Source organism: Photobacterium sp. GSS17 (genome assembly GCF_028621875.1).
GTDB lineage: Bacteria > Pseudomonadota > Gammaproteobacteria > Enterobacterales > Vibrionaceae > Photobacterium > Photobacterium ganghwense.
Genome location: NZ_CP117517.1, coordinates 2,810,240 through 2,836,369, shown reverse-complemented (window position 1 = coordinate 2,836,369; position 26,130 = coordinate 2,810,240). Strand labels below are relative to the sequence as shown.

The window sequence follows — 26,130 nt, the reverse complement described above, 5'->3', positions numbered from 1 at the left end:
TACATAACCCGTCCGGCTGTTGGGCGAAATACTAGCTAAACGGGGTGAGATGGGTTTTTATTCCGCACATTTGTGCACATAACGCTGCCAGTTCATCCCATGGTTGGGCGTCATAATCGGTTTTGACCTGCACTTCGAGCCGGGCCAGCTGACGCATCAGGGTGATCAGCGTCGGCAGGGGCAGGCGATGCAGTGCGCCGATGTAGAGCTCGCGGCGGCTTTGCCAGACCCGGAAATTTTCGAAGATTTTACTGAGGGGCGTGCCGCGGCTGCCCATTTCCTGCATCTTGTACAGTTGGGTGAGCTCGCGCTGGAGTGTACGTAGCAATACCACCACTTCAACCCCTTCGCCTTCAAGCTGGCGCAGTACCCGCTGGCTGCGTTTGGCCTGTCCGGCGAGAATGGCATCAATCAGCTGGAACGGGGTGTAATGGTTGTGGCGGCTCAGGGCGTCTTCCAGCCGAGGTACCGTCAGTTCACCGTCAGGGTAGAGCAACACCAGTTTTTGCAGGCTTTGTGCCAGTGCCAGCAGGTTGCCTTCGTGCCATTGTGCCAGCATCAGTACCGATTCATGATCCGGCTTGAGGCCGAGCTGCTGGCAGCGTCCCTGAATAAAGCGGGGTAGATGGCGGGCATCCGGCGTGTTGCAGGGGACATAGAGCCCATGGTGATCCAGCTCCTTGAACCATTTGCTGGTTTCCTGCTTTTTATTCAGGCGTGGGCCCTGAAGCAGCAACAGAATGTCCGGGTGCAGATGAGCCGTGACCTCTTGCAGGGATTTGGTCTGTTGGGTATTGAGGCCGCTGTCTGGCAGAATGAGCTCGATGATCTGGCGAGCCGAAAACAGGCTCAGGGCCTGACAGCAGTCAAGCACCAGATTCCAGTCCAGCTGGGCATCAACGGTAAAGGTATGGCGTTCGTCAAAACCGGCTTGCTGAGCTGCCAGGCGAATCTGGTCGCAGGCTTCCAGCTTCAGCAGCGGTTCATTGCCGAACAGCAGATAAGCCTGACGCAGCCCTTTGCTGAGTTGCTGCGTCAGTTGTTCCGGGTAAATCCTCATTGTGTCGCAGTAACCTGACTGTTCTGGGTACGGTCGGCGTCAAACAGTTGCTCAGCGGCTTCCTGATCGGTCAGACGTTCAGTGGTGACTGTCACCTTGCCGTTAGCTGACGTGGCGTCGTTGGCGGAATCTTGCTCCAGCGTTTCCAGTGATTCTTCATCAAGCTGATTGAACTTGGCGGTCAGGCGAGCTAGCTGACGCATGATCTGACGTGACGCCTGTTGGCGCATTTCGTTTTCAATCATGTCGCGCTCTACCGACTTGGCCAGTGCCGTTAACGGGTTATCAAGGAAGGTACGGTTAACACGGGTCGTGAAGCTTTGGCTGCCTTTGCCCGGCACCACAATGCTGTAGCGTACGGTGTAGGTCAGTTCATATTCAGCAGCACGGGCGTTTTGGTAGAGCGATAGGGTTCGCTCATCGACCGATTCGCTGATCAGGTGCAGGTTGGGTACTTTGCTTGAGCTTGGGACCGCTTCAATACCGTGCATTTTGAACTGGGATTTTACCTGACGGTGCAGGGGGCCATACGGGTCAAAGCTGGTCAGTGACAGTTTAGCAATGTCGTCTGGCAGCATATAGTTACCACGCAGGTGGAAACCACAGGAGGCGGTGGCCAGCGCCAGAGTGGCAATTAAAAAAGTGCGGAAGATGCTTTTCAGAGAAAATATGGCTTTCACCGAGTCTGCTCCATGAAAGTGAGTGAAAACGGACCGGCTGACGCAGGTGTATCTGATGGGATAGTGAGCCGGAAAATCTGTGGCTCCACAAGGGAGCCACAGGTTAGGCACTGAGAAACGGCGTTAGTTCGCAACAATATTCAACAGTTTACCCGGAACGAAGATGACCTTGCGGATCGTCTTGTCGTCGGTGAACTTAGTAACGTTCTCATCGTTCAGTGCGATGGCTTCTACCTGCTCTTTCGTCGCGTCAGCAGCAACCGTCAGCTTAGCACGCAGCTTACCGTTCACCTGTACGATGATCAGTTTCTCGTCTTCAACCAGTGCTTTCTCATCAGCCATTGGCCATGCAGCGTGGTCGATATCTGATTCACCCAGTGCTTTCCACATTTCGAAACAGATGTGCGGTGTCATCGGGTACAGCATGCACACGATAGCTTTCAGCGCTTCGTCAAGCAGAGCACGGTCTTGCGCGCTGTCCTGCGGCGCTTTCGCCAGTTTGTTCATCAGTTCCATGATGGCCGCGATCGCGGTGTTAAACGTCTGACGACGACCCACATCATCGCTCACTTTAGCAATGGTCTTGTGAACATCGCGACGCAGCGCTTTCTGGTCGGCAGTCAGTGCAGCCGCATCCAGCGCTTCTGCTGCACCTTTGGCGGTGTGCTCGTGAACCAGTTTCCAGACGCGTTTCAGGAAGCGGTTAGCACCTTCCACGCCGGATTCCTGCCATTCCAGCGTCATATCAGCCGGAGAAGCAAACATCATGAACAAACGAACGGTGTCTGCACCGTACTTGTCGACCATTTCCTGTGGGTCGATACCGTTGTTTTTCGACTTAGACATCTTCGTCATGCCTGAGTGAACGACTTCGTTACCTTCCGTGTCGACCGCTTTAGTAATGCGACCTTTCTCGTCACGCTCAACCGTTACTTCTGTCGGAGAAACCCAGATTTTCGCGCCTTTGTCGCTGGTGTAGTAGTAGGCATCAGCCAATACCATGCCTTGACACAGCAGCTGCTTGAATGGCTCGTCGCTTTGTACCATGCCACAGTCGCGCAGCAGTTTGTGGAAGAAGCGAGAGTACAGCAGGTGCATACACGCGTGCTCGATACCACCGATGTACTGGTCTACTGGCAGCCAGTAGTTTGCTGCATCGGAATCCAGCATTTCGTCCGCTTTTGGCGAACAGTAGCGTGCGTAGTACCAGGAAGACTCCATGAAGGTGTCGAAGGTATCGGTTTCACGCAGCGCAGGCTTGCCTTCAAAAGTGGTTTCTGCCCACGTTTTGTCAGCTTTGATTGGGCTGGTTACGCCGTCCATGACCACGTCTTCCGGCAGGATAACTGGCAGTTGGTCAGCCGGTACCGGATGCACTTCACCGTCTTCTGTTGTTACCATCGGGATTGGTGCACCCCAGTAACGCTGACGGGAAACACCCCAGTCACGCAGACGGAAGTTAACGGTCTTCTTGCCTTTGCCTTCCGCTTCCAGTTTTGCCGCGATCGCATTGAACGCATCCTGGAAGCCCAGACCGTCGAACTCGCCGGAGTCGAACAGCACACCTTTCTCGGTGTACGCCGCTTCAGAAATGTCCAGCTCGCTGCCGTCTTCTGGTTTGATAACCGGCACGATGTCTAGGCCGTATTTGGTTGCGAACTCAAAATCACGCTGGTCGTGGGCAGGAACAGCCATTACTGCGCCTGTGCCGTAGTCCATCAGAACGAAGTTAGCCACGTAAACCGGTACTTCACGGCCATTCAGCGGGTGAATCGCAGTCAGGCCCGTTGCCATGCCTTTCTTCTCCATCGTTGCCAGTTCTGCTTCGGCAACTTTGGTGTTACGGCACTCGTCAATGAACTTCGCCAGTTCCGGATTATTTTCTGCCGCCGCGGCAGCCAGCGGGTGACTGGCAGCAATGCCCACGTACGTAACGCCCATCAGGGTGTCAGGACGGGTGGTGTAAACTTCCAGGTCGCTGTGACCTTTAACGGCAAAGCTCAGTTCAACGCCTTCAGAGCGGCCGATCCAGTTACGCTGCATGGTTTTAACCATTTCAGGCCAGCCTTCCAGCTGATCCAGGTCGTCCAGCAGTTCTTGAGCGTATTCAGTAATTTTAATGAACCACTGTGGAATTTCTTTTTGCTCAACCGGAGTGTCACAACGCCAGCAGCAACCGTCTTCTACCTGCTCGTTAGCCAGAACGGTCTGGTCGTTCGGACACCAGTTAACGGAAGAGGTCTTCTTGTAAACCAGGCCCTTGTTGTACAGCTTGGTGAAGAACTCTTGTTCCCAACGGTAGTATTCTGGCGTACAAGTTGCGAATTCGCGGTTCCAGTCGTAGCCGAAGCCCAGCAGTTTCAGCTGGTTCTTCATGTATTCAATGTTTTCGTAAGTCCAAGGCGCCGGAGCCGTCTTGTTCTTAACCGCGGCGTTTTCTGCTGGCAGACCGAATGCATCCCAGCCGATTGGCTGCATGACATTTTTGCCTTGCAGACGCTGGTAACGAGAAATCACATCACCGATGGTGTAGTTACGAACGTGACCCATGTGCAGACGACCACTTGGGTACGGGAACATGGAGAGACAGTAGAATTTTTCTTTATTAGGGTCTTCACTTACAACAAACGTTTTGTTGTTGTCCCAATGTTCTTGAACTTTCTGTTCAATGTCCTGCGGACGATATTGTTCTTGCATCGATGACATCCGGGGTTTTGTGAGTTGAGTACAAACACATTCAATATAATCGACATAGAATAACTAAAGGTAAAGGTGTCAACAATAGCTGAAAATCATTTCGGGCCGAATTGTTGACTGTTCGGCAGTGAAAGGCGGCTTAAGGCGTAAAAAGCCGGCAGAGTGACCGCGAGGAGGTGGCGAATGGCAAATCAGAAAAAGGATTATGAGACGCTGCTGGAGCAGGTAACCGAAACGCTCAAGCACAGTCCGGATGAGCTGAAACACTGGGCCGAAGTGACTGAAAAATACCGTCAGGCAGCCAGTGATATGACCAAAGATGAGCTGGCTTTGATCTCTGCATACCTGAAGCGGGATTTGCAGGAATTTGGGCAGAATGTGGAGGAAAGCCCGGCTCCGTTCAGCGAGAGTCCGTTTTATCAGGTCGTTAAAGAAACCATCTGGGAAGGGCTGGCGGAAGTCACGGATAAAACCCAGATTGAGTGGCGGGAGGTGATGGATGACATCAAACACCAAGGGGTGTACGAAGCCGGAGAAATTGTTGGGCTGGGCAATCTGGTGTGCGAGCAGTGCGGGCACAAGGAGTTGATCACCCATGTGAAAGAGATTTCCCCCTGTCTTAAATGCGGGCATACCCGTTTCACCCGTCAGCCGCTTTCTCCCTGAGAAGGGCGGTCATTTGTAACGGGTGAGTTGGAACTTGTCATCGATAATTGGTCATTAGCCATAGATAAAAAAACAGCGGGTCTTTGAGCCCGCTGTTTTTATTATGCGTCTTTGTTGCCTTCTCTGTAGTCTTTCCGACTCCCGCTTGTCGCTCTGAGTTTCATCAGAAGCTTATGGGCGCTCTAACGTCTCGACCACAACCGTGGTCGGTTCTGGCTCATACGGTTGGGTCTGCGGCTGGGCTGATTGTGCCGGTACCGCCGCTTGGGTGCTGAGCGGAGTATAGCTGAACTTCTGTCCGGCCAATGATGCCTCGACCATCATCCCGCCTTTGGCAAAGGTGAACACCGCAATCCCGTTGGTGTAGTTGGCATCAATGTATTTCTGACCGGAGCTGGCGCTGACGCCGGTGGTACCCGCTTTGGCCTGCGCGCCCTCGGTCAGGGCGACGGCAGAAGCCTGCGCATCCAGCTCAAAGCTGCCGCTGGTAAAGCGGTCATATGCCCGTTTGTCCTGGAAGAAAATAATTTCGCTGTAGGCCTGACCGCCGAACTGGAGGCCGATCGAGACTTGGTACAGTTTGGCATGGCCGGTGACCTGGTGCTGCTGGTACACAGTACCGCTGCCGTAGGCTCCGCCAATCCAGAAACCTCCTTTACCGACTGATGGGAAAACCGCATAGCCGTAAGCGGACTGAAAGAAGGGATGGGTCTGTGATGCGGCCTTGAACTGATTCAGAGCCGCCTGGGTGTCTAGATCTTCTTTGGCGATAGAGCCGGTGGCGACACACAGCAGCGCGAGTGCGCCTAGCATGGCAAACAGTTTGTGAATGACTTTCATGGAGGTTCTCCCTGATTAAGCTGCGCGTTGTGTTCGCAGTTTTCTTTTCCGATATCTTAGCAGGGTGAAAAAAAAGGCGAAGGGGAGACCTTCGCCATTCCGTCATTTCTTGGTGAATTTTCAGTGAAGATTCAGCAAGATTCACGCTCATCAGTCGTGATAGTTAATTTCCGGCTGGTGATCGCGGAATCGGCCGCCTTGGCGGCGAATCAGAATCCACGACAGGGTGACAGACCACAGCAGGTAGAAATACAGCGGCCAGCTGCCAAGGGCAGTGTAAGGTGTCATCCCTTTGGTCGGCACTACTTTGCTGCGCAGCACAGCGGTTTCAAACTGCGGGATCTGGGCGATGATTTTGCCGTGATGATCCACGATACCCGTCAGACCGCTGTTTGTTGCACGCAGTAATGGCTTACCCAGCTCCAGTGAGCGCATCTGGGCGATTTCCATGTGCTGGAACGGCCCGATTGACTTACCAAACCAGGTATCGTTCGACAAGGTCAGCAGAAACTCCGTGTTTTCATTCACATTGCGGCGCACCTGCTCGCTGAATGCCACTTCGTAGCAGAGTGCCGGAGCCAGCGAGTAACCGTTGGCTTCCAGGTTCGGCTGGATATAGTCACCGCGGCTGAACGACGACATCGGCAGGTTAAAGAACGGAGCCAGCGGGCGCAGTAAATCCCCGAACGGGACAAATTCACCAAACGGCAGCAGGTGGTGCTTGCTGTAACGCTCGGCAGATTCATACTGGTACGGGCCGGCATTGTTGACCCCGAGGGTCAGGATGTTATTGAAATACTGGCCGTGGGCGTCCTGATCCAGCACACCGGTGAGAATGGTGGTCTGGTTGTTGCGCGCCGCGGCATCGAGATTCTGGAGGAAAGTCGGCAGCTGGGCTTCCAGCGCCGGGATCGCTGCTTCCGGCCAGATGATCAGGTCTGCATCCCAGTTTTCACGGGTCAGATCGGTGTACTTCATCAGGGTCGGCCAGCGCTGGCTTGGCAGCCACTTCACCTCCTGCGCGACGTTGCCCTGAATCATGGCAACATCCAGGGTGTTGTCCGGATCCGGCACTACCCATTGTTTCTGGCCCGCCAGCAGGGAGAAACCCAGTATCAGGGCCGGTACCAGAAGAGGCTTCCAGTTACGGTACGCGACGGCCGCGACCAGTGCCCCGCAGCTCAGCACCAGTGCCAGGGTGATCCCCTCGACACCTAAAATCGGCGCCAGTGAAGCATAAGGGCTCTCAAGTTGGCTGTAACCCATCCACAGCCACGGAAAACCGGTCATCAGCCAGCCGCGGATCCAATCCAGCACCAGCCAGATTACTGGGCCGCTGAGCATCAGCTGGTGGAACGGTCGTCCCTGATTAAAGCGGTTGAACAGCGCACCGAATACCGCCGGGTAGAGGGCCAGGTAGCTGATCAGCAAGGCCATCAGCGTCCAGCCGGCCAGCCACGGCATCCCGCCAAAGTTGGCGATACTGACGTGAACCCAGCTTATCCCGGTGCCAAATAATCCCAGCCCCCACAGGAAACCTATGGCAGCAGATCGTTTAACAGATTGATTTTGGAGCAGGAAAAAGAGAATAAAGAGAGAAACTGGTGCGAGGTACCAGTATTGATACGGTGCAAAAGCCAGGGTGGCAAGAGCACCTGCTGGGACAGCCAGCGCAAGCTGTCCCAACTTCTTTAAGCGAATTGTTGTCATTCGTTATGGTGTCGTTGTCGGTTGATGAGCTTCGTGTGGTACGGTCACTTGCAGCTGGATCACCCGGCGGCTATCAGCTGCCGTTACTTTGAACGAATACCCATCCAGTTCAACCACTTCGCCGCGAGTCGGCAGGTGGCCAAAACTGGTCATGACCAGCCCGCCGACGGTGTCGACTTCTTCGTCACTGAAGCGGGTCTGGAACATCTCATTGAACGCCTCAATGGTTGTCAGGGCTTTCACTGAGTAGGTATGTTTGCTTAATTGACGGATATCCTGTTCTTCTTCGTCGTCGAACTCGTCTTCGATTTCGCCTACGATCTGTTCCAGAATATCTTCAATGGTAATAACTCCCGATACCCCGCCAAATTCGTCAACCACTATCGCCATGTGATAGCGCTCTTCGCGGAACTCTTTCAGCAGGCGGTCAACGCGTTTGCTTTCCGGTACAACTACGGCAGGACGCAGTATCTCGTCCATATTAAATGGCTCACTATCTGGGCGCAGGTACCGTAACAGGTCTTTCGCCAACAGAATGCCTTCAACATGGTCTTTGTCATCACTGATCACCGGGTAGCGCGAGTGTTGGGCATCGACAATAAGATCGATCAGATCCTCTAACTTCTGAGAACGTTCAATTGTGGTCATTTGGGAGCGTGGGATCATGATATCTCGCACCCGCATTTCAGAGATCTGCATGACCCCTTCCAGCATGTCCCGGGTGTCATGGTCGATCAGTTCATTTTCTTCCGAGTCACGGAAGACCTCGACCAGTTCCTCGCGGTTTTGCGGTTCGCCCTGGAACAGTTGACCAATACGTTCAAAGAAGGACTTTCTACTCGGACCTTCTGAATTCTGTGAGTTATCTTCGTTCATTGTTTGTAAGAATGGTTTCTCTAGCAATTAAGTGGCGAATGCCACGGAAATAAACAGGCTCGGCAGCAGACTGCCGTGCCTGTTTGACAATTTTATCGGGGAAAGGTTACAGCTTTTCGTCGGCATACGGGTCAGCAAAACCCATGTTTTGCATGATTTCCGTTTCCAGCGCTTCCATTTCCTCGGCTTCATCGTCTTCAATATGGTCATAACCTAGCAGATGCAGACTGCCATGTACAACCATATGTGCCCAGTGGGCGTTAAGCGGTTTGTTCTGATCTTCGGCCTCATTTTCAACGACCTGACGACAAATCACCAGATCACCGAGCAGATCGAGTTCCATGCCCGGCGGGGCTTCAAACGGAAACGACAGTACATTAGTCGGCTTGTCTTTGCCCCGGTACCCGTGGTTCAGGGCATGGCTTTCTTCTGCGTCGACCAGACGCACTGTCACTTCGGCATCTGCCTGAAACGGGGTAATGGCAGCATCCAGCCACTGCTGGAAGTCAGCTTCACTTGGCATACCGTCAGGGTTGTCGGTCGCCACCTGGAGATCAAGATAAATAGCCATTAATCGGTTTTTTCCGTTTCTGCTTCTGGAAGAATGACGGCACCTGGCGTCAGTGCGGCCTGTCTGGCCATCTGCTCTTCACGGCGGCGTTGTTCAGCCAGCTTTCGTTGTTTCTGGTCTTCGGTTTCCCACACTTCATACGCCTGAACAATTCGGGCAACAACCGGGTGACGAACCACGTCGTCAGCCAGGAAGAAGTTGAAGCTGATTTCATCCACTTCAGACAACACTTCAATCGCATGGCGCAGGCCGGAACGGGCGCCGCGCGGCAGGTCGATCTGGGTGACGTCACCGGTGATCACGGCTCGGGAGTTGAAACCGATCCGGGTCAGGAACATTTTCATTTGTTCCACGGTGGTGTTCTGGCTCTCATCGAGGATGATGAAGGCGTCGTTCAGGGTACGGCCACGCATGTAAGCCAGCGGGGCAACTTCAATCACGTTACGCTCAATCAGCTTCTCGACCCGCTCGAAACCCAGCATTTCAAACAGGGCATCGTACAGCGGACGCAGATACGGGTCGACTTTCTGGCTCAGGTCACCCGGTAGGAAGCCCAGTTTTTCACCTGCTTCTACCGCAGGGCGGGTTAGCAGGATGCGACGGATTTCCTGACGCTCCAGAGCGTCTACCGCGGCAGCAACGGCGAGATAGGTTTTACCGGTACCGGCAGGACCAATCCCGAACGTGATGTCATGGCGAACCATGTTGGCAATGTATTGCGCCTGGTTCGGGGTGCGCGGTTTGATGATTCCCTTTTTGGTCTTGATTGTGACTTCTTTACCGTAAGGGATACTGGAGTCAGTCGATTGCTCCAGCACACCGGATTCTTTGATCGCCAGGTGGATTTGCTCTGGTTCAATATCCGGGATCACATTGCGGACCGGGGCGGTGTCGACATACAGGGTCTTGATGATGTCGGCGGCGGCACCGGCAGTATGCGGTTGGCCAACAACACTGAAACTATTGCTGCGGTGGTTAATTTCGACACCCAGACGGCGTTCAAGTTGTTTAATGTTATCGTCGAAAGGGCCACAAAGGCTGGAAAGGCGCTGGTTATTGGCGGGTTCCAGATTAAATTCAATCGTAATGACTTTACTCAAGATTTGCCTCTCATGAGGGTTGCCCGTTTGGTCGGGCAACCTTTGGTTCAGGGCTCGTCTGTTTGTATTTAGACGGGCGTCTTACTATGGAGTATATACGCCTACACCCAATTCATCTTCTTTGCGTGTTTTCTCGATGACTTCAGCTGGAGACATCGCAACACGCAGGTTCATTTCGGCTTCGGTACGTACCAGTTCACCACGCAGGGAGTTCGCGAAGACATCCGTGATCTTGACATCAACGAACTGACCGATCAAATCGACCGGGCCTTCAAAGTTAACTACGCGGTTGTTCTCAGTACGGCCACGTAACTCCATGATGTTCTTCTTAGAAGGACCTTCCACCAAGATACGCTGTTCAGTGCCCAGCATCTGGCGTGAGTAACGCATCGCCTGAGTATTGATCTGCTGCTGCAGTTCGTACAAGCGTTGTTTTTTCACGTCTTCAGACAGGTCGCACGGATAGTCTGCGGCCGGTGTACCCGGACGTGGTGAGTAAATGAAGCTGAAGCTCATGTCGAAGTCGACATCACGGATCAGTTTCATGGTTTCCTGGAAGTCCTGATCGCTTTCACCCGGGAACGCGACAATGAAGTCAGAACTGATGGTGATATCCGGACGCGCTTTGCGCAGTTTACGGATTTTCGACTTGTACTCGATCGCTGTGTGCGGACGCTTCATCATCGCCAGAATACGGTCTGAACCGCTCTGTACTGGCAGGTGCAGGAAGCTCACCACTTCAGGGGTATCTTCATAAACCGCGATGATATCATCGGTAAACTCGATAGGGTGGCTGGTGGTATAGCGGATACGGTCGATACCATCGATGGCCGCTACCAGGCGCAGCAGCTCAGCAAAGCTCGCAATTTCACCGTCGTGGGTTTCACCGCGGTAGGCGTTTACGTTTTGTCCCAGCAGGTTGACTTCACGAACACCTTGTTCGGCCAGCTGAGCAATTTCAAACAGAACATCATCCAGCGGACGGCTGACTTCTTCACCACGAGTGTAAGGCACCACACAGAATGTGCAGTATTTAGAACAGCCTTCCATGATAGACACGAAAGCCGTCGGGCCTTCTGCACGAGGCTCAGGCAGGCGGTCAAACTTTTCGATTTCAGGGAAAGAAATGTCCATGACCGGTGCGTCAGAGCTTTGTGACTGCTTAATCATCTCAGGCAGACGGTGCAGGGTTTGCGGGCCAAAGATCACATCCACATAAGGTGCGCGAACACGGATAGAATCGCCTTCCTGAGTTGCCACACAACCGCCTACGCCAATCACCAGGTCAGGTTTTTTATCTTTCAGTGTTTTCCAGCGACCAAGCTGGTGGAACACTTTTTCCTGGGCCTTTTCACGGATGGAGCAGGTGTTAAGCAGCAGAACGTCTGCTTCTTCTGGTTCTTCCGTTAACTCGAAGCCATTGGCTGCATTAAGAAGATCGGCCATTTTTGATGAATCGTACTCGTTCATCTGGCAACCCCAGGTTTTGATAAGCAGTTTCTTAGCCATGTCTAACTCTTCACTCGTAGTGTTTATTCATTGCATTCAACATTGCTTCATTCGGCCAAGCGGCCGTGAACATGGCCGTCAGCTGTAGCAAGCCGCGTATTGTACTGCTTTAAACCTTGCCTGACCAGATCATCACCACCCCGAATACAATGTGGTTATAGCCTAGAGCTTCTCCAGGGTTTGCATCCCGAGTTGGCGCATTTGCTGGCGGATCCAGCGACTGTGTTTGGCGACATAATCGGTCATCGGGGCCGGATGAATCCGGTAAGGGTTTGGCAGTACCGCTGCCAGCTGGGCAGATTGCTGAGCTGACAGGCGCGCAGCCGGGATGCCAAAGTAGGTCTGGCTGGCGGCTTCGATGCCGTACACCCCAGGGCCGAACTCAACGATATTGAGGTACATTTCAAGGATGCGCGCTTTGTCCCACAGCCACTCCATCCATAAGGTGAAATACAGCTCGACCCCTTTGCGAATGAAAGTGCGGGACGGAAACAAAAACAGGTTTTTGGCCGTCTGTTGGGTAATGGTACTGCCACCGCGGCTCGGGCCGTCGCTGCCGCTTTGTTTCAAAATGGTCAGGACGGCATTAACGTCGATACCGCTGTGGTTCGGAAAGCGCTGATCTTCCGAAGCGATCACGGCCAGCTGGCTGTACGGTGAAATCGCCGATAACGGCTTCCAGTCATGGGCAGAGCGCGAAGGGTAACCGGCGGGCGGAAACAGGCTGCGGTGAAGCTGCCAGCCCCAGACCGGCGGATCGATGTATTTCCCGGCCATCACCAACAGGGGCGGGAGCGCCAGCAGAAGCAGTATAATGGTCAGCAAAAAGCGTTTCAGGCGGACGAACATAGGGGACGTAATCTTCCTCAAAATTGGATCAGCCCGCAGGATGCAGCGATTAAGCACTGATTGCGTAGCAGAAATTAGGTAAAATGATAGCAAACAGGTCGCTGTACCTGCCATAAATCAGAGTAGTGAGCATAACAAATGGAAACCGGAATGGAACAGTTTGATGTGGTTGTCGCCGGTGGCGGCATGGTCGGCGCGGCGATGGCAATAGGTCTGGCGCAGCAGGGACTGACTGTGGCGGTACTGGAAGGGGTTGCTCCCGCCACTTTTGCTGCTGACCAGCCGATGGATTTGCGGGTGTCGGCAATCTCACCCAGCTCGGTTGCCCTGCTGGAACGCCTGGGAGCCTGGGACAATGTGCGCGCCATGCGGTTGTGCCCGTACAAACGGCTTGAAACCTGGGAACACCCTGAGTGCCGGACCCGGTTCAGTGCCGAGGACATGCATCTCGATCAACTGGGCTTCATTGTGGAAAACCGTGTGATTCAGCTGGCGTTGTGGCAGCAGTTTGAACACTATCCGAATCTGACATTACTTTGCCCGGCGCGCATGGTATCGGCGACCCCACATGACGCCGGCTATCACATCAAGTTGGCCAGCGGAGAAGTATTAAGTGCGCGTTTACTGGTTGGGGCTGATGGGGCGAATTCTCAAGTTCGTCAGCAGGCCGGGATCGGAGTGACCGCGTGGGATTATCGCCAGCATTGTATGCTCATTAATATTGCGACCGCTTTGCCGCAACAGGACATTACCTGGCAGCAATTTACCCCAAGTGGTCCCCGCTCGTTCCTGCCATTGCCGGGCCATCAGGGCTCGCTGGTCTGGTATGACAGCCCTTCCCGCATCAAGCTGCTATCGACAATGGAACCTGAACAGCTGAAAGCGCAAATCGCCGCCCATTTTCCACCAGAGCTGGGCGATTTTTCAGTTATCGGCCAGGGCAGCTTTCCCCTCACTCGTCGCCATGCCCAGCATTATTTCAAGCCGGGTGTCGTGCTATTGGGGGATGCTGCTCATACCATTAATCCATTGGCAGGGCAGGGGGTGAACCTCGGCTTTAAGGATGTGGATACGTTGTTGCATGAAATGGAAAAGGCCGGCAATGATTGGGCCAGTTTGCGGGTCTTAAAAGCTTATGAGCGCCGTCGTCGTCCGGATAACCTGCTGATGCAAACCGGTATGGACTTTTTCTATACGACATTCAGCAATAATTTGCTGCCAGTCAAATTGCTGCGAAATGCGGGATTGAAACTGGCAGAGCATGCCGGACCGCTCAAACAGCAGGTGCTGAAATACGCGATGGGCATGTAATCGAGACAGTGAGCCTGAGGGCTCACTTTTTTGTGCCTTGGTTTTTTCCTGGGCTTTGCGGTATCTCGTTCTAAGCATGGTCGCACCCTAGGCACATTCTTCTTATATCATCTTATCCTGTCTCTCACCATCCGCTCTGATCCTGCCTGCCGTTTCATCTTCTTAAACACGCCAAATGCTTATCATCGACCTCCAGGCGCTTATCATTTACCGCTAGGCGCGTATGAGTCATCTCAATGGGGATTTGGATGGCCCGTCAACCCTATAGTGTTCCAATTCTATGTCGTGTTTTAGCCTGCCGGAAGCGATCAGGATTGATGTGCCGAGGCGTGATATGTCTAGGAGAAGTCAGCAGAGAAAGGTGTACAGAGAGAAGACGCTTGGTGCTCAAAACTGCTAGTCGCAGGTGCCTAATGGCCTGGTCAATGTAGATGAAAGCCGGTAGATAAAGCTACGTTGATAGAATTGGAGCTAGAAAAAGAAACAGCCGAATGTGACAGGCACATTCGGCTTAACAACCAGAGAGATACGATCATTGAGTAGGTTGTAAAAAATCGTTGCTCGCACCCTAGCCGGATGCCAGACAAAAGAAAACCCACCAAAGGTGGGTTTCTTAAAGGATGGTGCGGAAGGAGAGACTTGAACTCTCACACCTTGCGGCGCCAGAACCTAAATCTGGTGCGTCTACCAATTTCGCCACTTCCGCGTAACTTAGCGTGCTGATAAATTCAGTACGATAAGTGAAATAATGGCAGGGCTACCTGGATTCGAACCAGGGAATGGCGGCATCAAAAGCCGCTGCCTTACCGCTTGGCGATAGCCCTACAGGTGCTCTGTAACAGAGACTTTAATCAGAGAGAATGGTGCGGAAGGAGAGACTTGAACTCTCACACCTTGCGGCGCCAGAACCTAAATCTGGTGCGTCTACCAATTTCGCCACTTCCGCATTTTGGTTTGCTGTTACCAGCAGTATTCTCTGATTGTATTCTCAGACTGAAAAAACAATCTGAAAAATATGGTGCGGAAGGAGAGACTTGAACTCTCACACCTTGCGGCGCCAGAACCTAAATCTGGTGCGTCTACCAATTTCGCCACTTCCGCATATTTTGTTGCTTACGCCCGAAAGCCTAAGACTTGAATGTTGGTGCGGAGGGAGGGACTTGAACCCTCACGTCCTTGCGGACACTAGCACCTGAAGCTAGCGCGTCTACCAATTCCGCCACCACCGCACGTGGTTTATTTTTACATTCTCCGAGGAGAATGGTGGCTACGACGGGATTCGAACCTGTGACCCCATCATTATGAGTGATGTGCTCTAACCAACTGAGCTACGTAGCCACTTTAACGCTGCTGACATAAAAATCAACATCGAAAAGTAATGGCAGGTCTACCTGGATTCGAACCAGGGAATGGCGGCATCAAAAGCCGCTGCCTTACCGCTTGGCGATAGACCTGCAGTTGCTCTTTACAGAGACTTGAATAATGGTGCGGAAGGAGAGACTTGAACTCTCACACCTTGCGGCGCCAGAACCTAAATCTGGTGCGTCTACCAATTTCGCCACTTCCGCGTTGCTTACATCCCGAACGAGTCGGCAGATAAGTCAATAATGGCAGGTCTACCTGGATTCGAACCAGGGAATGGCGGCATCAAAAGCCGCTGCCTTACCGCTTGGCGATAGACCTGCAGGGCAACTCTTAAAATTAAGAGGTAACCAAAATGTTGGTGCGGAGGGAGGGACTTGAACCCTCACGTCCTTGCGGACACTAGCACCTGAAGCTAGCGCGTCTACCAATTCCGCCACCACCGCACGTGGTTTATTTTTACATTCTCCGAGGAGAATGGTGGCTACGACGGGATTCGAACCTGTGACCCCATCATTATGAGTGATGTGCTCTAACCAACTGAGCTACGTAGCCACTTTAACGCTGCTGACATAAAAATCAACATCGAAAAGTAATGGCAGGTCTACCTGGATTCGAACCAGGGAATGGCGGCATCAAAAGCCGCTGCCTTACCGCTTGGCGATAGACCTGCAGTTGCTCTTTACAGAGACTTGAATAATGGTGCGGAAGGAGAGACTTGAACTCTCACACCTTGCGGCGCCAGAACCTAAATCTGGTGCGTCTACCAATTTCGCCACTTCCGCGTTGCTTACATCCCGAACGAGTCGGCAGATAAGTCAATAATGGCAGGTCTACCTGGATTCGAACCAGGGAATGGCGGCATCAAAAGCCGCTGCCTTACCGCTTGGCGATAGACCTGCAGGGCAACTCTTAAAATTAAGAGGTAACCAAAATGTTGGTGCGGAGGGAGGGACTTGAACCCTCACGTCCTTGCGGACACTAGCACCTGAAGCTAGCGCGTCTACCAATTCCGCCACCACCGCACGTGGTTTATTTTTACATTCTCCGGGGAGAATGGTGGCTACGACGGGATTCGAACCTGTGACCCCATCATTATGAGTGATGTGCTCTAACCAACTGAGCTACGTAGCCATATGGGTTGCCGACTATACCTGATAATCACCAACCTTGTAAAGATGGCAGGTCTACCTGGATTCGAACCAGGGAATGGCGGCATCAAAAGCCGCTGCCTTACCGCTTGGCGATAGACCTGCAGGCGCTCTGTAACAGAGACTTTAATCAGAGAGAATGGTGCGGAAGGAGAGACTTGAACTCTCACACCTTGCGGCGCCAGAACCTAAATCTGGTGCGTCTACCAATTTCGCCACTTCCGCATTTTGGTTTGCTGTTACCAGCAGTATTCTCTGATTGTATTCTCAGACTGAAAAAACAATCTGAAAAATATGGTGCGGAAGGAGAGACTTGAACTCTCACACCTTGCGGCGCCAGAACCTAAATCTGGTGCGTCTACCAATTTCGCCACTTCCGCATATTTTGTTGCTTACGCCCGAAAGCCTAAGACTTGAATGTTGGTGCGGAGGGAGGGACTTGAACCCTCACGTCCTTGCGGACACTAGCACCTGAAGCTAGCGCGTCTACCAATTCCGCCACCACCGCACGTGGTTTATTTTTACATTCTCCGGGGAGAATGGTGGCTACGACGGGATTCGAACCTGTGACCCCATCATTATGAGTGATGTGCTCTAACCAACTGAGCTACGTAGCCATATGGGTTGCCGACTATACCTGATAATCATCAACCTTGTAAAGATGGCAGGTCTACCTGGATTCGAACCAGGGAATGGCGGCATCAAAAGCCGCTGCCTTACCGCTTGGCGATAGACCTACAGGGCAGCTCTTAATAATTTAAGAGATAACCGAAATTTTGGTGCGGAGGGAGGGACTTGAACCCTCACGTCCTTGCGGACACTAGCACCTGAAGCTAGCGCGTCTACCAATTCCGCCACCACCGCACGTGGTTTATTTTTACATTCTCCGGGGAGAATGGTGGCTACGACGGGATTCGAACCTGTGACCCCATCATTATGAGTGATGTGCTCTAACCAACTGAGCTACGTAGCCATCTTTTTGTTTTCCTTGCAGCTTGTCTTGCTGACCGCTGTCTCGGGAACGGGGCGCATTATGCTAATACCAGCCAATACCGTCAACAGTTTTTTTTAAGATCCCCCGAAAATTCGATTGTTCGATGGATATTTGGACGAAGTGGGCGATTGACGTGCTGATTTTGTGGTTTCTGAAGGGGATAGGCAGGAAATCCGCAGTCTCTCATGGGCCGGGTTCGTTTTTGATTTGATGTTACAGGCTGACAAAACGGCGCTGAAAATGAAATGTGTGTTGGTTTTTTATGCGTTGTTGTCGCATAGACGTCGAAACGCTAGCGCCAAAAGCAAAATGCCAACCCCAAAAAACAAGAAGCCAGCCCGCAGGCTGGCTTTTGGACAACAATTGTCAGCAGTAAGCTCAGGTGTCACTGCCGCGCTTGTTGGTGATAGGTTGAATAGCTTATACGTTGAAGCGGAAGTGAACTACGTCGCCGTCTTTAACGATGTACTCTTTACCTTCCAGACGCCATTTACCTGCGTCTTTTGCACCGTTTTCGCCACCAAACTCGATGTAGTGGTCGTAACCAATAACTTCTGCGCGGATAAAGCCTTTTTCGAAGTCAGTGTGGATTTTACCCGCCGCCTGAGGAGCTGTAGCACCTACAGGGATCGTCCATGCACGAACTTCTTTCACACCAGCGGTGAAGTATGTTTGCAGGTTCAGCAGCTCGTAGCCAGAACGGATCACACGGTTCAGGCCTGGCTCTTCAATGCCCAGATCAGCCAGGAACTCTTCGCGGTCAGCATCATCCAGCTCAGCAATTTCTGATTCAATGGCTGCACAAACCGGGACTACCACAGCATTTTCTTTTGCCGCGTGCTCACGCACCATTTCCAGGAACGGGTTATCTTCGAAACCGTCTTCGCTGACGTTTGCGATGTACATAGTCGGCTTCAGCGTCAGGAAGTTCAGGTAGCTGATAGCTGCTGCTTCTTCTTTTGTCAGATCGATCGAACGTGCCATACCACCTTCGGTAAAGGTCGGCAGCATTTTTTCCAGTACCGCGATTTCGAATTTAGCATCTTTGTCGCCGCCTTTCGCACGCTTCGCCTGACGCTGAATGGCGCGCTCACAGGTATCCAGGTCAGCCAGTGCCAGCTCCAGGTTGATAACTTCGATATCATCCAGAGGGTTGATCTTACCGGCAACGTGAACAATGTTATCGTTCTCGAAACAACGTACAACGTGACCAATCGCGTCGGTTTCACGGATGTTAGCCAGGAATTTGTTACCCAGGCCTTCACCTTTTGACGCACCCGCTACCAGACCGGCGATATCTACGAATTCCATGGTCGTTGGCAGGATGCGTTCTGGTTTCACAATGGCCGCCAGCGCGTCAAGACGCAGATCAGGAACTGGAACCACGCCAGTGTTTGGCTCAATGGTACAGAACGGGAAGTTAGCTGCCTCGATACCTGCTTTGGTCAGGGCATTGAAAAGTGTTGACTTGCCTACGTTTGGCAGGCCGACGATTCCGCATTTAAAACCCATGGTGTAAAACCCTTTTGGTAGTGTTCGGTAAAACAGTCTGACAGCGGTTCTGTCAGATCAAATTCATGGTTGGTGACTATTATTCAGCTTTGAATGAATGTAGTCGATTCTGCGCTTTATTCAGGCCGTCTTTGAGCAAAATATCCATGCAGCGTACCGCTTCATCAACGGCGGCATCGATTTGCTCCTGCTCTTTGGCGGGAGCTTTGCCCAGTACAAAACCGGCAACTTTGTTTTTATCTCCCGGATGGCCGATGCCGATGCGTAGACGATAAAACTCTTTGTTGTTGCCCATTTTACTGATGATGTCGCGCAAGCCGTTATGGCCTCCGTGACCACCGCCTTTCTTGAACTTGGCGACGCCCGGCGGCAGATCCAGTTCATCATGCGCCACGAGAATCTCTTCCGGTTTAATCTGGAAGAAGTTGGCCAATGCTGCCACCGACTTGCCTGAGAGGTTCATGTAGGTAGATGGGATCAGCAAACGCAGATCCTGGCCATTGGCTTGGATCCGGCCGGTCAGGCCAAAATATTTGGCTTCATCACGCAGGATCACATTGTGGACACGGGCCAGCTCTTCGACCACCCATGCTCCCGCATTATGGCGGGTTTTCGCATACTCGGCGCCCGGGTTAGCCAGACCGACTAACAGGCGAATATTATTACTCACGCTCGTCTCTCAAGTCTTAGGGGCTGAAAACGCGCGCTATGTTATACCAAACGCGGGGAAATTGATATCTTCACCCCAGCCGTGGTTAACAGGCCGCCTGGTAATCACGGTGGTGGCGCTGTCCGGACACGGTTGATACCGGCGGGAAAAACAAAAACGCCCCGCAATTGCAGGGCGTTTGAAAACGATCAGTGTCGAGATTAATGCTCGAACATCGCCGAAATTGACTCTTCGTTGCTGATGCGACGAATGGCTTCCGCCAGCATGCCTGATAGCGTCAGTACAGAAACTTTACCGGTTGCAGCCATTTCTGGAGACAGTGGGATAGAGTCGGTGACGATCACTTCGTCAATGACAGACTCTTTGATGTTCTGTGGGGCACTGCCAGAGAAAACAGGGTGGGTAGCGTATGCAAATACACGCTTCGCACCACGTTCTTTCAGCGCTTCTGCCGCTTTACACAGTGTACCGCCGGTGTCGATCATGTCGTCAACAATGATACAGTCACGGCCTTCCACGTCACCGATCAGGTGCATAACCTGAGAAACGTTCGCACGAGGACGACGCTTGTCGATGATAGCGATGTCAGTGTCATCCAGCAGTTTTGCTGTTGCACGGGCACGCACTACACCACCGATATCCGGAGAAACCACAACTGGATCTTCCAGGCTTTTCGCCAGCATGTCTTCCAGCAGAACAGGGCTGCCGAAAATGTTGTCTACTGGTACATCGAAGAAGCCCTGAATCTGCTCTGCGTGCAGGTCAACAGTCAGAACGCGGTCAACACCCACGTTAGACAGGAAGTCAGCAACCACTTTAGCAGTAATTGGCACACGGGCAGAACGGACGCGGCGGTCTTGGCGAGCGTAGCCGAAGTAAGGGATAACAGCAGTGATACGGCCTGCTGAAGCACGGCGCAGTGCATCGATCATAACAACCAGTTCCATCAGGTTGTCGTTAGTTGGCGCACAGGTCGATTGAATGATGAATACGTCGCTACCACGGACGTTCTCATTAATCTGAACACAGACTTCACCGTCGGAGAAACGGTTAACTGTTGCGTCTCCGAGTGAAATGTAAAGACGATCAGCGATGCGTTGGGCTAGCTCTGGTGTCGCGTTACCAGCAAACAGCTTCATATCAGGCACGGTGGAAACCTCAGGTTGCGTCCAAGTTGTAGTTACTGACAATCCGTAGAAAGTGCGTGCAAGGCTGTCAAAAGAGGCGATGTGTTGACACCTTTGGCAACAAATCCGTGGAGCCAGTCAGGTAATTTTTTGAGAGTTGCATTGGCTTCGTGTTGGGTGCTAAATTCAGCGAAAACACAAGCGCCAGTGCCAGTCAATCTCGACGGCGCGTATTCTAACAGCCACGAAAGTGCCTTATCAACCTCGGGGTGCAGTGATCTCACGATTTTTTCGCAATCGTTTTCGTAAACCCCCGTCAATAGGGCATTCAGTGAGCGTTTTTCGGTATCACGTTTTAACCCCGGATGGGTGAAAATATCCACGGTGGCGATATTTACCTCAGGTTTCACGATCAGATACCACTTTTCCTCCGGCTCTGCCGGTTGCAGTTGCTCTCCGACACCTTCGGCAAAGGCACTGAAACCGCGGACGAAGACCGGCACGTCAGCACCGAGCTTCAGACCAATCTCTGCCAGTTCATCCACACTGAGGTTGGTTTGCCACAGGTAGTTCAGCGCTACCAAGGTCGTCGCCGCATTTGAAGATCCCCCTCCCAGACCCCCACCCATCGGCAGAATTTTCTCAATATGGATGTCGGCACCGGCTTTGATTCTGGCATAGCGACGTAGGGCATCGGCCGCTCTGAAGATCAGGTTATCTTCGGTCGCCACCCCCGGAATCGCGGGTGTCAGGATCAGGTCATTACTGTTGTTGGCGGTAATGGTTAGGGTATCGCCATGGTCGAGAAACTGAAACAGGGTTTGCAGCTCGTGATACCCATCCGGGCGGCGGCCGGTAATGTACAGAAACAGATTAAGCTTGGCTGGCGCCGGCCAGCGGGTCGTGCGGGTGATCATAGTATGCTCAGTTAGTAGACCAGTTATTAATAACAAGGGTAATGGTAACCCCGGTAGTGCTCAGAACCAGACGCTTAGGTAAGGCCGGCGTTACCGAGTAATCATACTCGTTGTAATCAAGCTGCCATAGCTTGCCATCGATTTCTTTCGCCAGGTAGCTGACGCGTCCTTCCTTGTTCAGCTGGTAGGTATCGGCAGCGGTTGGCAGGCCAATCAGCCAGTCCCGCATTTGGGTTACCGGTAAATTCAGGCCGGTTAGTTGTTCAACCAGTTTCCCGGCATCGCGGCCCTGGAAGGTTTTCCCCTCGTTATTAACCAGCGTGACCGATGACGGCGTGGCATTGAGCTTCAGCAGGGTGCTGCCAAGGAAGTTGGTCAGCAGCAGCTTGTCTTCGCGCGGGCGGGTTTCCCAGTGCATATTGGCACTGAAACGTTGGCTGCCTTTATACCCAAGTTTCCCGGCTGCCTGATAGTGGGTCAGTTTAGTCAGCGCCTGTTCGTGGCTTTCCCAGCTGGTTTTGTGGTCGGTAGTCGGGGAGGTGGCACAGCCGCTCAGAAAGGCAAACAGGAAAAAAAGTACCGTTGTGCGATGGACCGGAACAGAAAGATGCCAATGGCGAAGCTCAAGAGTAGACAACATGGGTATCATTGTTTTTGTAAAGGATTATCGCCAAACAATAGCGGTAAAAAGGGAGGAATACCAATTTCTTAATGTTGATTTTGCAGTCTTTTTACTCGAACTTGATGAATTTGTTGTTAAAGAAAACACAGGTTTTGTGGTGTTATGCCATATTGATTAGGCTTGTGTTCTTTAATTAAGTTGGGGCATCAAGTAAAATCCCGCCCTACATCTTTTTTCATTGGCGAAGTGGTACACCGTCTCCATGACATTGCTTGCACTAGGAATCAACCATAAAACGGCCTCCGTAGACTTACGTGAACGGGTTGCGTTTTCGCCTGAAAAAATGAAACAGGCGCTGGCCCAATTGCAAGACCATCCCGATGTGAACAGCGGTGTTATCGTTTCTACCTGTAACCGTACTGAGCTGTACTGTGATGTGTCGCAGTCTGGTCCGGGGATCATGATTGACTGGCTGAGTAAGTTCCATCAAATCAGTACTGAAGATCTGATGCCGAGCCTGTATTTTCATGAAGAGCAGGCTGCTGTCCGGCACCTGATGCGGGTGTCCTGCGGGCTGGATTCGCTGGTATTGGGCGAGCCGCAGATTCTGGGCCAGGTGAAACAATCGTATTCTGACTCCCGGGAGCACGAGGTTGTGCACGGGATGCTCGAAAAGCTGTTCCATAAAACGTTTACCGTGGCGAAGCGAGTGCGCACCGAAACTGACATTGGCGGCAATGCGGTATCGGTGGCATTTGCGGCCTGTACGCTGGCCAAACAGATTTTTGAATCGCTCAGCGACGCGACTGTTTTGCTCGTCGGAGCCGGGGAAACCATTGAGCTGGTTTCCCGTCATTTGGCTGAACAGGGATGTAATAAGCTGATTGTGGCCAACCGTACCCGTGAGCGGGCGGAGAATCTGGCGAAGGAATTCGGTGCGGAAGTGATTACCCTGCCGGAGATTCCGGAGTACCTGCATCGGGCTGACATCGTGATCAGTTCAACGGCCAGTCCGCTGCCGATTATCGGCAAGGGGATGGTAGAGAAAGCCATTAAGCTGCGCCGTCACCAGCCGATGCTGCTGGTGGATATTGCCGTGCCGCGTGATATTGAGCCGGAAGTCGGCGATCTTAGCGATGCTTATCTGTATACGGTCGATGATCTGCACAGCATCGTCGAGAAAAACCGTGAGCAGCGCAAGATGGCCGCTATTCAGGCGGAAGCGATTGTCAGTGAGGAAAGCGCCGCCTTTATGAGCTGGATGCGATCCCTTGAAGCGGTAGACAGTATCCGGCAGTACCGGTGCCAGGCTGATGATATCAAATCCGATTTGCTCAGCCGTAGCCTGCAGGCACTGGCAAATGGCAGCGATCCGGAAAAACTGCTGATTGAGCTGAGTAACAAGCTGACCAATAAACTTATCCATGCCCCAACCCGTGCAATGAAAGACGCGGCCCATAATGGCGAACCCGAAAAACTGGCCGTGATCCGAGAAGCCCTCGGACTGGACATTGCCAAAAATTAATCCGGCAGAGCACTGCGCTCTGTTATTAGTGGAACTCAGTAGATACCTATATGAAACCTTCGATTTTAGTGAAATTAGAAACGCTGGTTGAGCGTTATGAAGAAGTCCAGCACTTGTTGAGCGATCCGGCTGTAATTGGTGACCAGGACAAATTTCGTGCGCTGTCCCGCGAGTATTCACAACTGGAGGAAGTGACCAAGTGCTTCCAGGCTTACCTGCAGGCAAAAGACGATCTGGCCACAGCAGAAGAAATGGCGCAGGAAGACGATCCGGAAATGCGTGAAATGGCGCAGGAAGAAGTGAAGGAAGCGAAAGCGGAAATCGAGCGTCTGGAAGATGAACTGCAGGTACTGCTGATTCCTAAAGATCCGAATGATGATCGTAACTGTTTCATTGAAATCCGTGCCGGTGCTGGTGGTGACGAAGCCGGTATCTTTGCCGGTGACCTGTTCCGTATGTACAGCAAGTTTGCGGAATCCCGTGGCTGGCGCATTGAAGTGATGAATGCCAACTCGGCTGAGCACGGCGGTTACAAAGAAATGATCGCCAAAGTGGCGGGTGATGGGGCGTATGGTACGTTGAAGTTTGAATCTGGCGGCCACCGTGTTCAGCGTGTTCCGGCAACCGAATCGCAAGGCCGTGTTCACACATCAGCATGTACTGTCGCGGTACTGCCGGAAATTCCTGAAGCGGAAATCCCGGAGATTAATGCCGGTGACCTGAAAATTGATACCTTCCGGGCATCGGGCGCGGGTGGTCAGCACGTTAACACCACTGATTCTGCGATTCGTATTACTCACTTGCCAACCGGCATTGTGGTGGAATGTCAGGATGAGCGTTCTCAGCACAAGAACAAAGCCAAAGCAATGGCGGTGCTGGCGGCGCGTATTATCAAGGCTGAAGAAGAAAAACGTCATGCAGAAGAAGCCAGTACCCGTCGTAACCTGTTGGGTTCCGGTGACCGCTCTGACCGTATTCGTACCTACAATTACCCGCAGGGACGTGTGTCCGATCACCGTATCAACCTGACCATTTACCGTCTGAACGAGGTCATGGAAGGGGAACTGAATACACTGATTGAACCGGTGCTGCTGGAGTACCAAGCTGATCAGCTGGCGGCAATGGCCGAGCTGAACTGATGCAGCGTTCCATTGATGCCCTGCTGAAGCAGGCAGCATCAGCGTTAAGTGATGCGGGCTCAGACAGCCCGCATATCGATGCTGCCGTGCTGCTTTGCCATGTGCTCGACAAACCCCGCAGCTACTTACTGACCTGGCCGGAAAAAGAACTTGATGATTCGCAGCTGAGCGCGTTTAATGCGCTGTTAGCGCGCCGATTGACCGGCGAGCCGATTGCCTATATTGTCGGCGAGCGTGAATTCTGGTCATTGCCACTGAAAGTGGCACCCCATACTTTGATCCCACGACCGGATACTGAGCGCCTGGTGGAACTGGCATTGGATAAAATGCCGCCGCAAGCCTGTACCGTGTTGGATCTGGGAACCGGCACCGGCGCGATTGCCCTGGCCATCGCTTCGGAATGCCCGCAGGCTCAGGTTACCGGGATCGATCTGCGGCCGGAGGCTGCGGCGCTGGCGGAAGAAAACCGGATACGGCTGGGCATCGCGAATGCACGCTTTCTCAGTGGTAGCTGGTATAGCCCGCTGGACAGCCAGGAGCGTTTTGCTGTGATTGTCAGCAATCCGCCCTATATTGATGCGGCTGATCCGCATCTGGATCAAGGGGACGTTCGGTTCGAGCCGAAAAGTGCCCTGGTCGCTGATGACGAAGGGCTGGCTGATATTCGTATTATCAGTGAGCAAGGTCGTCTTCACCTGAATGCCGGAGGCTGGCTGTTGCTGGAGCATGGTTACGAGCAAGGACAAGCGGTGCGCGAAATTTTAACAACGCTTGGTTACCAGCAGGTTTCGACCGCGCAAGATTATGCCGGCCTGGATCGTGTTACTCTGGGTTGCTGGCAAGGATAGAGAGAGAAGAATAATGTACACTGCTGTAAAACACCTTCACATGTTGGCGATTGCCCTGAGCGTGCTGCTGTTTGTGGTACGTTACGGCCTGATGATGGCCGACTCCCCGCTGAACCAGAAGAAATTCCTCAAAATTACCCCGCATGTGGTGGACTCTGTGCTGTTGTTAACCGGTGTGGGCCTGATTTTTATCACCGGTTTTATGCCGTTTGCCCCGGGTGGCGAGTGGTTGACGCAGAAACTGACCTGCGTGTTGGCCTATATTGCCCTGGGTGTCTTTACCCTCAAAGTAGGTCGTAACAAAGTATTCAAGACATTCGCCTTCCTTGGTGCGTTGGGCTGGGTAGTGGCGGCTGCGCAATTGGCAATGACCAAAACTTCATTGCTGGGATAA

At 52.7% G+C, this 26,130-nt stretch carries 22 protein-coding genes and 24 tRNA genes; 7 read left to right on the top strand and 39 right to left on the bottom strand.

Going from position 1 to position 26,130, the window contains the following annotated elements; genetic code table 11:
- Positions 1–31: 31 nt before the first annotated feature.
- The 3 genes from holA to leuS all read right to left on the bottom strand — a co-directional run bounded on the left by holA (position 32) and on the right by leuS (position 4,437).
- Entirely contained in the window at positions 32–1,060 is a 1,029-nt protein-coding gene (gene holA, locus PGW97_RS12750) for a DNA polymerase III subunit delta (protein WP_273857451.1), read from the bottom strand.
- Positions 1,057–1,740 carry an LPS-assembly lipoprotein LptE gene (locus PGW97_RS12745; protein WP_273857450.1) on the bottom strand — a complete coding sequence of 228 codons (684 nt, stop codon included), beginning with the start codon at positions 1,738–1,740 and terminating at the stop codon, positions 1,057–1,059. The genes holA and PGW97_RS12745 overlap by 4 nt, the downstream gene beginning before the upstream one ends.
- A gap of 123 nt (positions 1,741–1,863) precedes the next feature.
- Positions 1,864–4,437, bottom strand: a complete 2,574-nt coding sequence (gene leuS, locus PGW97_RS12740) for a leucine--tRNA ligase (RefSeq protein WP_273857449.1) — start codon at positions 4,435–4,437, stop codon at positions 1,864–1,866.
- 183 nt (positions 4,438–4,620) lie between these two features.
- Here leuS and PGW97_RS12735 point away from each other — a divergent pair, with 183 nt between their 5' ends.
- Positions 4,621–5,103, top strand: coding sequence for a zinc ribbon-containing protein (locus PGW97_RS12735; RefSeq protein WP_047886751.1), 483 nt, complete (start codon positions 4,621–4,623; stop codon positions 5,101–5,103).
- Between the two features lie 171 nt (positions 5,104–5,274).
- Here the strand turns inward: PGW97_RS12735 and PGW97_RS12730 are convergent, their stop codons facing one another.
- From PGW97_RS12730 to mtgA, 7 genes are all read right to left on the bottom strand, one after another.
- Positions 5,275–5,943, bottom strand: coding sequence for a YSC84-related protein (locus PGW97_RS12730; RefSeq protein ID WP_047886750.1), 669 nt, complete (start codon positions 5,941–5,943; stop codon positions 5,275–5,277).
- A 150-nt stretch (positions 5,944–6,093) separates the two neighbouring features.
- The gene (lnt, locus tag PGW97_RS12725; protein WP_273857448.1) at positions 6,094–7,653 is read right to left on the bottom strand and encodes an apolipoprotein N-acyltransferase; all 1,560 of its coding nucleotides are present in this window, start codon (positions 7,651–7,653) and stop codon (positions 6,094–6,096) included.
- A gap of 3 nt (positions 7,654–7,656) precedes the next feature.
- Complete coding sequence (corC, locus tag PGW97_RS12720) at positions 7,657–8,529, bottom strand: CNNM family magnesium/cobalt transport protein CorC (protein WP_047886748.1); 873 nt, start codon at positions 8,527–8,529, stop codon at positions 7,657–7,659.
- A gap of 106 nt (positions 8,530–8,635) precedes the next feature.
- Entirely contained in the window at positions 8,636–9,100 is a 465-nt protein-coding gene (gene ybeY, locus PGW97_RS12715) for an rRNA maturation RNase YbeY (RefSeq protein ID WP_273857447.1), read from the bottom strand.
- On the bottom strand, positions 9,100–10,200 hold the full coding sequence (locus tag PGW97_RS12710; protein WP_443147103.1) for a PhoH family protein: 1,101 nt from the start codon (positions 10,198–10,200) through the stop codon (positions 9,100–9,102). Before PGW97_RS12710 ends, ybeY begins: the two co-directional genes overlap by 1 nt.
- Before the next feature lie 84 nt (positions 10,201–10,284).
- Entirely contained in the window at positions 10,285–11,709 is a 1,425-nt protein-coding gene (gene miaB, locus PGW97_RS12705; RefSeq protein WP_047886745.1) for a tRNA (N6-isopentenyl adenosine(37)-C2)-methylthiotransferase MiaB, read from the bottom strand.
- Positions 11,710–11,871: 162 nt separating this feature from the next.
- Positions 11,872–12,558, bottom strand: coding sequence for a monofunctional biosynthetic peptidoglycan transglycosylase (gene mtgA / locus PGW97_RS12700; protein WP_273857446.1), 687 nt, complete (start codon positions 12,556–12,558; stop codon positions 11,872–11,874).
- Positions 12,559–12,708: 150 nt separating this feature from the next.
- Between mtgA and PGW97_RS12695 the strand changes: the two genes are divergently transcribed.
- Positions 12,709–13,869, top strand: coding sequence for a 2-octaprenyl-3-methyl-6-methoxy-1,4-benzoquinol hydroxylase (locus tag PGW97_RS12695; protein ID WP_273857445.1), 1,161 nt, complete (start codon positions 12,709–12,711; stop codon positions 13,867–13,869).
- Positions 13,870–14,490: 621 nt separating this feature from the next.
- Here PGW97_RS12695 and PGW97_RS12690 read toward each other — a convergent pair.
- The 29 genes from PGW97_RS12690 to lolB form a co-directional block, all read right to left on the bottom strand.
- Positions 14,491–14,575, bottom strand: a tRNA-Leu gene (locus PGW97_RS12690).
- Positions 14,576–14,618: 43 nt separating this feature from the next.
- Positions 14,619–14,693 (bottom strand) — tRNA-Gln (locus tag PGW97_RS12685).
- Positions 14,694–14,730: 37 nt separating this feature from the next.
- Positions 14,731–14,815: transfer RNA gene (locus PGW97_RS12680), tRNA-Leu, on the bottom strand.
- 70 nt (positions 14,816–14,885) lie between these two features.
- A tRNA-Leu gene (locus tag PGW97_RS12675) sits at positions 14,886–14,970 on the bottom strand.
- A 41-nt stretch (positions 14,971–15,011) separates the two neighbouring features.
- Positions 15,012–15,098, bottom strand: a tRNA-Leu gene (locus tag PGW97_RS12670).
- A gap of 32 nt (positions 15,099–15,130) precedes the next feature.
- Positions 15,131–15,207 (bottom strand) — tRNA-Met (locus PGW97_RS12665).
- A gap of 41 nt (positions 15,208–15,248) precedes the next feature.
- Positions 15,249–15,323, bottom strand: a tRNA-Gln gene (locus tag PGW97_RS12660).
- 29 nt (positions 15,324–15,352) lie between these two features.
- Positions 15,353–15,437, bottom strand: a tRNA-Leu gene (locus PGW97_RS12655).
- Between the two features lie 40 nt (positions 15,438–15,477).
- Positions 15,478–15,552, bottom strand: a tRNA-Gln gene (locus PGW97_RS12650).
- A gap of 38 nt (positions 15,553–15,590) precedes the next feature.
- Positions 15,591–15,677 (bottom strand) — tRNA-Leu (locus tag PGW97_RS12645).
- A 32-nt stretch (positions 15,678–15,709) separates the two neighbouring features.
- Positions 15,710–15,786 (bottom strand) — tRNA-Met (locus PGW97_RS12640).
- 41 nt (positions 15,787–15,827) lie between these two features.
- Positions 15,828–15,902 (bottom strand) — tRNA-Gln (locus tag PGW97_RS12635).
- A gap of 29 nt (positions 15,903–15,931) precedes the next feature.
- A tRNA-Leu gene (locus tag PGW97_RS12630) sits at positions 15,932–16,016 on the bottom strand.
- 40 nt (positions 16,017–16,056) lie between these two features.
- Positions 16,057–16,131 (bottom strand) — tRNA-Gln (locus PGW97_RS12625).
- A gap of 38 nt (positions 16,132–16,169) precedes the next feature.
- Positions 16,170–16,256: transfer RNA gene (locus PGW97_RS12620), tRNA-Leu, on the bottom strand.
- A gap of 32 nt (positions 16,257–16,288) precedes the next feature.
- Positions 16,289–16,365, bottom strand: a tRNA-Met gene (locus tag PGW97_RS12615).
- Between the two features lie 45 nt (positions 16,366–16,410).
- A tRNA-Gln gene (locus PGW97_RS12610) sits at positions 16,411–16,485 on the bottom strand.
- Positions 16,486–16,522: 37 nt separating this feature from the next.
- Positions 16,523–16,607, bottom strand: a tRNA-Leu gene (locus PGW97_RS12605).
- Positions 16,608–16,677: 70 nt separating this feature from the next.
- Positions 16,678–16,762, bottom strand: a tRNA-Leu gene (locus PGW97_RS12600).
- A 41-nt stretch (positions 16,763–16,803) separates the two neighbouring features.
- Positions 16,804–16,890, bottom strand: a tRNA-Leu gene (locus PGW97_RS12595).
- Positions 16,891–16,922: 32 nt separating this feature from the next.
- Positions 16,923–16,999, bottom strand: a tRNA-Met gene (locus tag PGW97_RS12590).
- A gap of 45 nt (positions 17,000–17,044) precedes the next feature.
- Positions 17,045–17,119, bottom strand: a tRNA-Gln gene (locus PGW97_RS12585).
- Positions 17,120–17,159: 40 nt separating this feature from the next.
- Positions 17,160–17,246 (bottom strand) — tRNA-Leu (locus tag PGW97_RS12580).
- Positions 17,247–17,278: 32 nt separating this feature from the next.
- A tRNA-Met gene (locus PGW97_RS12575) sits at positions 17,279–17,355 on the bottom strand.
- A 441-nt stretch (positions 17,356–17,796) separates the two neighbouring features.
- Positions 17,797–18,888, bottom strand: a complete 1,092-nt coding sequence (gene ychF / locus PGW97_RS12570; RefSeq protein ID WP_047887635.1) for a redox-regulated ATPase YchF — start codon at positions 18,886–18,888, stop codon at positions 17,797–17,799.
- Between the two features lie 79 nt (positions 18,889–18,967).
- Complete coding sequence (pth, locus tag PGW97_RS12565) at positions 18,968–19,558, bottom strand: aminoacyl-tRNA hydrolase (protein ID WP_047887636.1); 591 nt, start codon at positions 19,556–19,558, stop codon at positions 18,968–18,970.
- A gap of 200 nt (positions 19,559–19,758) precedes the next feature.
- Positions 19,759–20,706 (bottom strand): ribose-phosphate pyrophosphokinase, encoded by a 948-nt coding sequence (locus PGW97_RS12560; RefSeq protein WP_146149710.1) that lies wholly within the window; start codon positions 20,704–20,706, stop codon positions 19,759–19,761.
- 32 nt (positions 20,707–20,738) lie between these two features.
- Complete coding sequence (gene ispE, locus PGW97_RS12555) at positions 20,739–21,602, bottom strand: 4-(cytidine 5'-diphospho)-2-C-methyl-D-erythritol kinase (protein WP_047887638.1); 864 nt, start codon at positions 21,600–21,602, stop codon at positions 20,739–20,741.
- A gap of 7 nt (positions 21,603–21,609) precedes the next feature.
- Positions 21,610–22,242, bottom strand: coding sequence for a lipoprotein insertase outer membrane protein LolB (gene lolB, locus PGW97_RS12550; protein WP_273857444.1), 633 nt, complete (start codon positions 22,240–22,242; stop codon positions 21,610–21,612).
- Between lolB and PGW97_RS12545 the strand changes: the two genes are divergently transcribed.
- The 5 genes from PGW97_RS12545 to PGW97_RS12525 all read left to right on the top strand — a co-directional run bounded on the left by PGW97_RS12545 (position 22,241) and on the right by PGW97_RS12525 (position 26,130).
- The gene (locus PGW97_RS12545; protein WP_157038333.1) at positions 22,241–22,402 is read left to right on the top strand and encodes a hypothetical protein; all 162 of its coding nucleotides are present in this window, start codon (positions 22,241–22,243) and stop codon (positions 22,400–22,402) included. The genes lolB and PGW97_RS12545 overlap by 2 nt on opposite strands.
- 84 nt (positions 22,403–22,486) lie before the next feature.
- Positions 22,487–23,749, top strand: a complete 1,263-nt coding sequence (gene hemA / locus PGW97_RS12540; protein WP_047887639.1) for a glutamyl-tRNA reductase — start codon at positions 22,487–22,489, stop codon at positions 23,747–23,749.
- A gap of 50 nt (positions 23,750–23,799) precedes the next feature.
- Complete coding sequence (gene prfA / locus PGW97_RS12535) at positions 23,800–24,888, top strand: peptide chain release factor 1 (protein ID WP_047887640.1); 1,089 nt, start codon at positions 23,800–23,802, stop codon at positions 24,886–24,888.
- Positions 24,888–25,736, top strand: a complete 849-nt coding sequence (prmC, locus tag PGW97_RS12530) for a peptide chain release factor N(5)-glutamine methyltransferase (RefSeq protein ID WP_273857443.1) — start codon at positions 24,888–24,890, stop codon at positions 25,734–25,736. Before prfA ends, prmC begins: the two co-directional genes overlap by 1 nt.
- A gap of 13 nt (positions 25,737–25,749) precedes the next feature.
- A complete protein-coding gene (locus PGW97_RS12525; RefSeq protein WP_273857442.1) occupies positions 25,750–26,130 on the top strand; it encodes a SirB2 family protein in 381 nt (126 codons plus the stop codon).

Excerpts from the sequence above, each read along its gene's own strand:
- holA (WP_273857451.1), bottom strand. The coding sequence starts at position 1,060 with ATGAGGATTTACCCGGAACAACTGACGCAGCAACTCAGCAAAGGGCTG.
- leuS (WP_273857449.1), bottom strand. The coding sequence starts at position 4,437 with ATGCAAGAACAATATCGTCCGCAGGACATTGAACAGAAAGTTCAAGAA.
- PGW97_RS12735 (WP_047886751.1), top strand. The coding sequence starts at position 4,621 with ATGGCAAATCAGAAAAAGGATTATGAGACGCTGCTGGAGCAGGTAACC.
- PGW97_RS12730 (WP_047886750.1), bottom strand. The coding sequence starts at position 5,943 with ATGAAAGTCATTCACAAACTGTTTGCCATGCTAGGCGCACTCGCGCTG.
- lnt (WP_273857448.1), bottom strand. The coding sequence starts at position 7,653 with ATGACAACAATTCGCTTAAAGAAGTTGGGACAGCTTGCGCTGGCTGTC.
- corC (WP_047886748.1), bottom strand. The coding sequence starts at position 8,529 with ATGAACGAAGATAACTCACAGAATTCAGAAGGTCCGAGTAGAAAGTCC.
- ybeY (WP_273857447.1), bottom strand. The coding sequence starts at position 9,100 with ATGGCTATTTATCTTGATCTCCAGGTGGCGACCGACAACCCTGACGGT.
- miaB (WP_047886745.1), bottom strand. The coding sequence starts at position 11,709 with ATGGCTAAGAAACTGCTTATCAAAACCTGGGGTTGCCAGATGAACGAG.
- mtgA (WP_273857446.1), bottom strand. The coding sequence starts at position 12,558 with ATGTTCGTCCGCCTGAAACGCTTTTTGCTGACCATTATACTGCTTCTG.
- PGW97_RS12695 (WP_273857445.1), top strand. The coding sequence starts at position 12,709 with ATGGAACAGTTTGATGTGGTTGTCGCCGGTGGCGGCATGGTCGGCGCG.
- ychF (WP_047887635.1), bottom strand. The coding sequence starts at position 18,888 with ATGGGTTTTAAATGCGGAATCGTCGGCCTGCCAAACGTAGGCAAGTCA.
- ispE (WP_047887638.1), bottom strand. The coding sequence starts at position 21,602 with ATGATCACCCGCACGACCCGCTGGCCGGCGCCAGCCAAGCTTAATCTG.
- PGW97_RS12545 (WP_157038333.1), top strand. The coding sequence starts at position 22,241 with ATGGGTATCATTGTTTTTGTAAAGGATTATCGCCAAACAATAGCGGTA.
- lolB (WP_273857444.1), bottom strand. The coding sequence starts at position 22,242 with ATGTTGTCTACTCTTGAGCTTCGCCATTGGCATCTTTCTGTTCCGGTC.
- hemA (WP_047887639.1), top strand. The coding sequence starts at position 22,487 with ATGACATTGCTTGCACTAGGAATCAACCATAAAACGGCCTCCGTAGAC.
- prfA (WP_047887640.1), top strand. The coding sequence starts at position 23,800 with ATGAAACCTTCGATTTTAGTGAAATTAGAAACGCTGGTTGAGCGTTAT.
- prmC (WP_273857443.1), top strand. The coding sequence starts at position 24,888 with ATGCAGCGTTCCATTGATGCCCTGCTGAAGCAGGCAGCATCAGCGTTA.
- PGW97_RS12525 (WP_273857442.1), top strand. The coding sequence starts at position 25,750 with ATGTACACTGCTGTAAAACACCTTCACATGTTGGCGATTGCCCTGAGC.